7 protein-coding genes are annotated in these 8102 nt (G+C 66.1%); 4 read left to right on the plus strand and 3 right to left on the minus strand.

All coding sequences use genetic code 11. The annotated features are described in order from the left end of the window. Positions 1 to 47: 47 nt before the first annotated feature. Together G3O00_RS37185 and G3O00_RS37190 are read right to left on the minus strand one after the other, a co-directional pair. Positions 48 to 1181 carry a hypothetical protein gene (locus tag G3O00_RS37185; RefSeq protein WP_206145996.1) on the minus strand — a complete coding sequence of 378 codons (1134 nt, stop codon included), beginning with the start codon at positions 1179 to 1181 and terminating at the stop codon, positions 48 to 50. Between the two features lie 65 nt (positions 1182 to 1246). Continuing rightward, the gene (locus G3O00_RS37190; protein WP_206145997.1) at positions 1247 to 2713 is read right to left on the minus strand and encodes a carbohydrate porin; all 1467 of its coding nucleotides are present in this window, start codon (positions 2711 to 2713) and stop codon (positions 1247 to 1249) included. A gap of 680 nt (positions 2714 to 3393) precedes the next feature. Here G3O00_RS37190 and groES point away from each other — a divergent pair. Together groES and groL are read left to right on the plus strand one after the other, a co-directional pair. Then, on the plus strand, positions 3394 to 3687 hold the full coding sequence (gene groES, locus G3O00_RS37195) for a co-chaperone GroES (RefSeq protein ID WP_011351136.1): 294 nt from the start codon (positions 3394 to 3396) through the stop codon (positions 3685 to 3687). 46 nt (positions 3688 to 3733) lie between these two features. After that, positions 3734 to 5374, plus strand: coding sequence for a chaperonin GroEL (gene groL / locus G3O00_RS37200; protein ID WP_011351137.1), 1641 nt, complete (start codon positions 3734 to 3736; stop codon positions 5372 to 5374). Between the two features lie 187 nt (positions 5375 to 5561). Here groL and G3O00_RS37205 read toward each other — a convergent pair whose 3' ends face one another. Beyond that, positions 5562 to 6428, minus strand: coding sequence for a hydroxymethylpyrimidine/phosphomethylpyrimidine kinase (locus tag G3O00_RS37205; RefSeq protein WP_011351141.1), 867 nt, complete (start codon positions 6426 to 6428; stop codon positions 5562 to 5564). 254 nt (positions 6429 to 6682) lie between these two features. Here G3O00_RS37205 and G3O00_RS37210 point away from each other — a divergent pair, with 254 nt between their 5' ends. Both G3O00_RS37210 and G3O00_RS37215 read left to right on the plus strand, forming a co-directional pair. Next, positions 6683 to 6853, plus strand: coding sequence for a rubredoxin (locus tag G3O00_RS37210; protein ID WP_004186709.1), 171 nt, complete (start codon positions 6683 to 6685; stop codon positions 6851 to 6853). A gap of 104 nt (positions 6854 to 6957) precedes the next feature. Beyond that, positions 6958 to 8102, plus strand: a 1145-nt coding sequence (locus G3O00_RS37215; RefSeq protein ID WP_206145998.1) for a hypothetical protein, incomplete at its 3' end; no start/stop codon positions are given.

Genomic DNA, 8102 nt, shown 5'->3' on the forward strand with positions numbered 1-8102 from the left:
TGTCGGGCGGGGTGGCTGGTTGGAATCGTCTGCCATGGTCGGCTCCCTTACTTCGCGAGCAACAGCGTGTTGACGTCGTCCGCGACGTAGTAGAAGCCGTCGCCTTCAGGCGTCATTGCGATGCCGAACAGGTTGCCGTTGCCGGGGGGCGACTGCGCCTTGTCGGTGTTGATCCAGCGCGCGTAGATCTGCTTGCCGGCGACCGGGTCGATCTCGACGACCTGGCCGTTCTGCCCGTTGGTCGTGAGCAGGTGGCCGTTCGGTGCGGTGGCGAGCGCGAGCGGGCGGCGCAGGAAGCCGTCGGCGGTGATCTGGCGGCCAACGCCCGCGCTGGTGTCGCGCGTGAGCGGGTCGTCGATCTCGACGATGCGGTTGCCGATCGCGTCCGACACGTACAGCTTCTTCTGGTCGCCGGACAGCGCGAGGCCGGTCGGGCCGACCAGGAACACGCCCTTGTCGGCCTGCGCGCCGAGGCCGCTCGCGACGACCGTTTCCTGCTTGATCACAGGCGGCTTGCCGGCCGGCACGTCGAGGTCGAGACGCAGCACGGTCGCCTGCTTGTAGACGGGCGGATTGCCGTCCGCGCCGCCGACGCCGAAGCCGGCCATGCTGACGAACAGCGTCGCGCTGTCGCCGCGGTCGACCACGGCCATGTTGCCCCACGGGTCGTTGATGTTCGGCGTCGACCACGTCGAGGCGATCTTGCCGTGCGGATCGAGCACGATCATGCAACCGGCGCCCTTGGTGTTGGTCGTGCCGTCGTTGCTCGGCGTGCTGCCGACGATCACCCAGCCGGACTTCAGCATCGTCATCGCCGTCGACAGGCCGACGCCGCCCGGGCACGCCTTCAGGTCGCGCGGAATCGACGCGAACAGGCTCATCTGCTTCGTCGACGGGCGGTAGTTGACGATCGTGCTGCCGGTGCCTTGCAGGTTCGCCGAGTTGTTGAAGTTGTCGACGAGCACGTCGCCCGCCTGGATCGTGCCGGCCGACACCGGCGCGACCGCGATCGCGTACGGGTTCTGGTCGCCGTTGTCCGGCACCGTGTTGACGAGCGTGACGTGGCGATGCACGGTCTCGAGGAAACCTTGCGGCTCGGCGAGTGCGCCGGCGGTGGCCGTCAGTGCGGCGGCGGCCAGTGCGCCCGTCGCGAGGCGGCGAAGCGGAGCGGATGGATTCATGTGGGTCTCCTGGGGAGCGCGCCGTCCGGGCGGCGCGCGAAAAGGGTCAGCGTGGGCGCGTCCGCTCAGAACGTGATCGTCGTCCGTGCGCCGATCACGAACGTGTTGCGCAGCGGCTGGGTCGCGTCGCTCGGGTTCTGGCCGGCACCGGCGTTGAACGTGTACTGCGCGTCGGCCTGGACGATCCACCACGGGTTGACCTGGTACTGGTAGGTCGCTTCGAGCGTCGTCTCGCGGGTACGCACGCCGTACGGGCCGGTGGCGAACGACTGCGCGGTCTGGTCGAGGTCGGTCACGTGGTTGCCGACCTGGATGTACGTGACGCCGAGGCCGACGCTGTCGTTGTCGCGGCCTTCGAACGGCGCCTTCAGCACGATCCCCGCGTTGGCCGACAGGCTGACCAGGTTGCGGTCACCCGGTGCGCCCATCACGCGTGCGAACACGCCGAGGCTTCGCGGGCCGGTCGGGTCGGGGCGCCAGATCATCTGGTCGGCCACCGCGTAGAAGCTGTAGTTGCCGTGCCGCTGCTGCGCGTTGCCGTTCGATGCGGGATCCGAGAGCGACAGCCCGTCGGTGCCCACGTTCTGGTCCGCGAAGCGGCCGTTGTGATACCAGACGCCGATCTTGTAGGTGCCCGGCAGCCCGTTCGAGCGGCCGGTGTCCATTTCGCCGTCGGACGGCTGGTTCAGCGCGTACTGCAGTTCGCCGATATAAAGTGCACCGTTGTGCAGGTTGAAGTTCGTGCCGCTCAGGTTGCTCGGGTTGTTGCCGAGCGGGTCGCCGTCGAACACGCCCGCGAGCGCGGTGAGCTTCGGCGTGATCTGCGCGCGCACGCGCACGCCGAGGCCCGCGAGCGGATACGCGGGGCCGCCGTTCGGCAGGTCGTACGACGGCAGCGCGGGCCAGCCGAACATCGTGTTGACGAACGTGTTCGCATACGTGCTGACCATGAATTCCTGGTCCAGGCTCTGCTGGCCGATCTTCACGTCGACACGCTTGTCGAGGAACGACTGCTGGTACCACAGCTCCCACAGGCGCGTCGTGCCCTGCGCCTCGATGCCGCTCGCGGTGTTGAGCGTGCCGAGGTTCCGCGCACTCAGGTTGGTGCCGTGGATCTGCAGCGCGCTGACGTTGAACGTGCCGCCGGGCAGGCCGATCGCCTTCTGCGTGTCGACCGTCAAGGTGGCCGTCGTCAGCCCGTCGTAGGCACCGCCGCGGTTCAGGCCGCCGCGCAGGTTCGCGAGGTACTCGCTGGTTTCGGTGATCTGCAGCGTCGCGCCGTACTTGCCGAGCCACGGGCGGATGCCGCCCATGTCGCCGAGCAGGTTCTGGCGGGTCCAGAGGCCGGTCCACATGTTGGTCGGCTTCGCCTGGATCGCGAGGTCGGCCTCGGGGGCTTCGGGCTGTGCGTCGACCGGCACGTCGGCGAACGCTGCGCCGCTCGCGAACGATGCGCACGCAAGGATGGCCGCGCAGGCGGCGGGGCGCATCCGGGCACGGACGCTGTCTCCCTGGAACGACGCAAACTTCATATCAAATCCCTGGTTCTAATTAGTGTGGAGTCCTGCTTGTCGGTCGCTGTCCGGACGCTCGGCACCGTTTGGCCAGGGCATGAAGATGAACGCAACGCGGCGCATCGTAGGAGTGTCAAATGGGAAAGTCAATGTAAACGAGAATGATTCGCATCTAAATTACTGAATGTAATCCACCTCCTTACGGATGGGGCCTGACACGTGTTTAGTGCCGAGGTAAACCGTAAATATCGGCGTAATGAAAATGAATGCTTCGATGCGGATCGATGGATCCGCGGGGCGGGGCGCAGGAGGCGACCGGCGAGCGCCGGATGGCGCGTGCCGACGGACGAAATCGACGCCGTTACAGAATTTATTAGGTGATGCCGCCGATCGCAGGAACTCCGTGCTTTCCCGGTGTCCAAACGGGGCTGGATGAGATTCCGGGGCCGCGCGGCCCGGCCGGCAAGGCTGGGCGACGCTTGTCAGGGTTTGTTTTGAAAGGGTTTTTTCTCGTCTCCGCGTGCGCTTTGCGCCACGTCCCCGCCCTGAAAATTCGTCCGGCTCCCCTTCTTGAATTTGTCAAAACCCGTCCATATAATTAGCACTCGCTGCACGAGAGTGCTAACAATTCTCTGCCGGGCGATAAGCCGGGCAGATTCCCTAAGCGTTCTTCAATCTCAGTCAAGAGAGGAGTGAATATGAACCTTCGTCCTTTGCACGATCGCGTGATCGTCAAGCGCCTGGATCAGGAAACCAAGACCGCCTCGGGCATCGTGATCCCCGACGCCGCTGCTGAAAAGCCGGACCAGGGCGAAGTCCTGGCCGTCGGCCCGGGCAAGCGCGACGACAAGGGCGCCCCGATCGCGCTCGACGTGAAGGTCGGCGATCGCGTCCTGTTCGGCAAGTACGCAGGCCAGACCGTGAAGGTCGACGGCAACGAACTGCTGGTCATGCGCGAAGAAGACATCATGGCCGTGGTCAACGCGAAGTAAGCGTCCACCGACGGTACATATTCCCAAGAATTCAAGGAGTTAGAAGATGGCAGCTAAAGACGTCGTATTCGGCGATTCCGCCCGTTCGAAGATGGTCGAAGGCGTGAACATTCTCGCCAACGCAGTCAAGGTCACGCTGGGTCCGAAGGGCCGCAACGTGGTGCTCGAGCGCAGCTTCGGCGGCCCGACGGTCACCAAGGACGGTGTGTCGGTCGCGAAGGAAATCGAGCTGAAGGACAAGCTCCAGAACATGGGCGCGCAAATGGTCAAGGAAGTGGCTTCCAAGACCAGCGACAACGCAGGCGACGGCACGACGACGGCAACCGTCCTCGCGCAATCGATCGTTCGCGAAGGCATGAAGTACGTCGCATCGGGCATGAACCCGATGGACCTGAAGCGCGGCATCGACAAGGCAGTCGCAGCGGCTGTCGAAGAGCTGAAGAAGATCAGCAAGCCGTGCACGACGAACAAGGAAATCGCACAGGTCGGCTCGATCTCGGCGAACAGCGACACGTCGATCGGCGATCGCATCGCTGAAGCGATGGACAAGGTCGGCAAGGAAGGCGTCATCACCGTCGAAGACGGCAAGTCGCTGGCTGACGAACTCGACGTCGTCGAAGGTATGCAATTCGACCGCGGCTACCTGTCGCCGTACTTCATCAACAACCCGGAAAAGCAAGTCGCCGTGCTCGACAACCCGTTCGTGCTGCTGCACGACAAGAAGGTGTCGAACATCCGTGATCTGCTGCCGGTACTCGAGCAAGTCGCGAAGGCTGGCCGTCCGCTGCTGATCATCGCTGAAGACATCGAAGGCGAAGCGCTCGCAACGCTGGTCGTCAACAACATCCGCGGCATCCTGAAGACCGTTGCGGTCAAGGCGCCGGGCTTCGGCGATCGTCGCAAGGCGATGCTGGAAGACATCGCGATCCTGACCGGCGGCCAGGTGATCGCGGAAGAAACCGGCCTGACGCTCGAGAAGGCAACGCTGGCAGAACTGGGCCAGGCGAAGCGCATCGAAGTGGGCAAGGAAAACACGACGATCATCGACGGCGCAGGCGAAGCCGTGAACATCGAAGCACGCGTGAAGCAAGTGCGCGCGCAAATCGAAGAAGCGACGTCGGACTACGACCGTGAAAAGCTGCAAGAGCGCGTGGCCAAGCTGGCCGGCGGTGTTGCAGTGATCAAGGTCGGTGCAGCGACCGAAGTCGAAATGAAGGAAAAGAAGGCACGTGTCGAAGACGCACTGCACGCAACGCGCGCAGCTGTGGAAGAAGGCATTGTGGCAGGTGGCGGCGTTGCGCTGATCCGCGCTCGCACCGCGATCGCAGCCCTGACCGGCGCTAACGCCGATCAAAACGCCGGCATCAAGATCGTGCTGCGCGCAATGGAAGAGCCGCTGCGCCAGATCGTCACGAACGGCGGCGAAGAAGCCAGCGTCGTGGTGGCGGCAGTTGCTGCAGGTACGGGCAACTACGGCTACAACGCAGCGACGGGCGAGTACGTCGACATGGTCGAAGCCGGTGTTGTCGACCCGACCAAGGTCACGCGTACCGCACTGCAGAACGCAGCTTCGGTTGCAGGCCTGCTGCTGACGACGGACGCAGCTGTTGCTGAACTGCCGAAGGAAGACGCACCGATGCCGGGCGGCATGCCGGGCGGCATGGGCGGCATGGGCATGGACATGTAATCGACTTCGGTCGATGGTGTCCGGAGCGCGCAGCGATGCGCGTTCCAGCCAAAAGAAAAGACCCGCAGCGATGCGGGTCTTTTTTTATGTGCGCGCGAATTGCGATGCGTGCGCAGCGCGGCCGAAGATGTCGCGCCCAAAGGGCGTGACATGGGGCGACGGCGGGGCATGCCCCGCCGCACGTGCCTCAATGCCGGTGCGACGTCCTCGGCACCGAGTCGGCCTTCACGGCCGGCGGCGTATCCGAGTCTTCGTTGCTGCGCGCCCAGAAGAACCGGTCGGGCAGGTACGCCCCCATGCCGGGCCGGAACGCATCGCGCACGGCCTGGTACAGGTATTCCTGCGCCTCGCGAACCGCTTCGGGCGGCTCCTGGCCGTTCGCGAGCAGTGCCGCGATGGCCGCGCCCAGCGTGTCGGTGATGCCCATCAGCCGGTGCGGCGAGCGATCCCACATGTCTTCGCGGAGCTGGCCTTCCTCGCCGTACAGCGTGTTGACGAGCCGGTGCGAGCCCGTCTCGGACGACAGGATGTACTCGCAGCCCTGCGACAGCAGGTGCGAGACGGCCGCGTCGAGATTCGGCGCCTCGGCGTCGCCGTCCGGCTGCGCGAGCGCGATCAGCGTGGCGTAGTCGGCGACCAGCAGCGTGGTTTGCGGCGCCAGCAGGTCGGCGATCGATTCGCGCAGGTCGTCGGCTGCGAGCACGTGTTCGTCGTCGAGCGTGAAGTCCGGCGCGAGCACGAGCGGCACGCCGTCGTAGTCGGCGACGACCTCGGCGATGGCGCTCACGACTTCCGCGCGCGTCGCCGCGCCGATCTTGAACGCCGCAACCGGCATGTCTTCGAGCAGCATGCGCGCCTGGGCGGCGACCACGTCGGGATCGAGGCCGGTCACTTCGTCGCAGGCGGCCGAGTCGCGCACGGTGTAGCCCGTCAGGACGGACACACCGTGACAGCCCATGCTCGCCAGGGTCAACAGATCGGCTTGAATGCCAGAACCGCCGGTGGGGTCGGACAGGCCGAAGGTGAGGACGATCGGAGGGGCGTTGCTGGACATGTAAAAATGGGGCAAGAGAAAAACGGACAAGCGACGGACATGCGGACGGCGAGGCGAAGTGGGCGTTTTCGGCCCTGTGTTGCCCGGCAGGCCGCACTTTTCAGCCATTATGCGGCGGATTCCGGCCCGCACGACGGATTTTTTAGCGCAGCGCAACGTAGTCGCGTTACTCCAGCGCGATTGCTAGGCAGTCCGGCCCCGACACGGTACCATCATGGCTCCCGAATTTACCGACTTTCCCGACGCGGCTTAAGATGGAATACAAGAGCTGGATGTGCCTGATTTGTGGCTGGATTTACGACGAAGAAGCCGGGCTGCCGGAAGAGGGCATTGCCCCGGGCACGCGCTGGGAAGACGTCCCGATCAACTGGACGTGCCCTGAATGCGGTGCCCGCAAGGAAGACTTCGAGATGGTCCAGATCTGACCGGACCCTTGGCCCACGGACACACCGCTCAGGCCTCGCATCGGCCCGGCGCTCGCGCGTCGAGGTTCGCGCGAGCGACTTGACGATGACAGGCGCGCGTGTCCATGAGGCCAGAACCGGCGAACGTTCCCCACCCTGACGCACTGCCCAACCCGCGTGGCGGGGCCGTGCGCGCGGCCGACGCATGGCTTGCGGCGGCTGCCGACGCCTTCGAGCATCGCGACGACGCAGCTGCGCCGCTCTCCGCTGCGGCGGCCGTGCTGGCGGAAGCCGGCTGGCTGCCGGCCGCGCGTTTCGCAGGGCAGTTGTCGGCCGCCGTGCCGCTCGTCGTCGCCGAGCCGACTTCGGCCGGCTGGCGTGCCGCGCTGCGCGATTTCCGCGCGGCCGTCGCACGCCACAACCTGCGCGAGCTCGCCTGCTCGCCCGTTCTCTTCGACCATTTCCGTGCATTGCGTGCGCAAAGCGCCGCCGACCTGCGCGCGCATGCGCCGTTCGACGCGCTCGCGCTCGTCGGCCGTGCAGTGCCGTCGGCCACGCTGCGCGCGACGCGAGAGGGGGGGGCGAAGGGGATTCGTGCCGGCGAACAACAGGCGCTGCTCGGCGTGCTGCGTGCGGAACACGGCGCGCCCGATGCGGCACTCGACGAACTCGATGCGATGCTGGCCGCGCTCGCCGGCGACGATCCCTACGATTTCTGGCGGCTCGCGGCCGCGTGCGTGCGCGCATTGCGCGCCAGCGGCGCGCCCGAGCTGAAGCGCTTTCTCGCGCGGACGAACCTGCTGCTCGGCGAGCACGCGCAGGGCCGACGCAGTGCGCCGCCCGAACTCGTGCGCGAGACGGTGGCGCTGCTGTGGCGCGATTTCGCGCTGTTCGGCGCCGCGGCCGAGGATGTCGCGCTCGTCGACGTGCTGCACGACTACGGGCTGACGGTCGACTGGCATGTCGCCGGCACGCCCGCATCCGAAGCGCTGTGGGAGGCCGATGCTGCCCGCGCCGAGCACGATGCGGTCGCGGCTGCACCGACTCGCGCGCTCGGCGTCGTGACGGTCAATGCCCATGCCTATGAGGATTTCCTGCAGACGGCCGATGCGTCGATGGTGGACCTTGCTGCCGATCCGGCGAGAGCCGACGCGGGTGCCGCATGGCATGCGTCCGGCGCCGCCTACCGGGTCGGTACGGCCGCATGCGCGCTCGGGCTCGGCCACGCGGCGCTCCTGGCCGACACGCTCGGCCTCGCGTGGCGGCGTGC

Source organism: Burkholderia sp. Ac-20384 (genome assembly GCF_017104605.1).
Classification (GTDB): Bacteria; Pseudomonadota; Gammaproteobacteria; order Burkholderiales; family Burkholderiaceae; genus Burkholderia; species Burkholderia lata.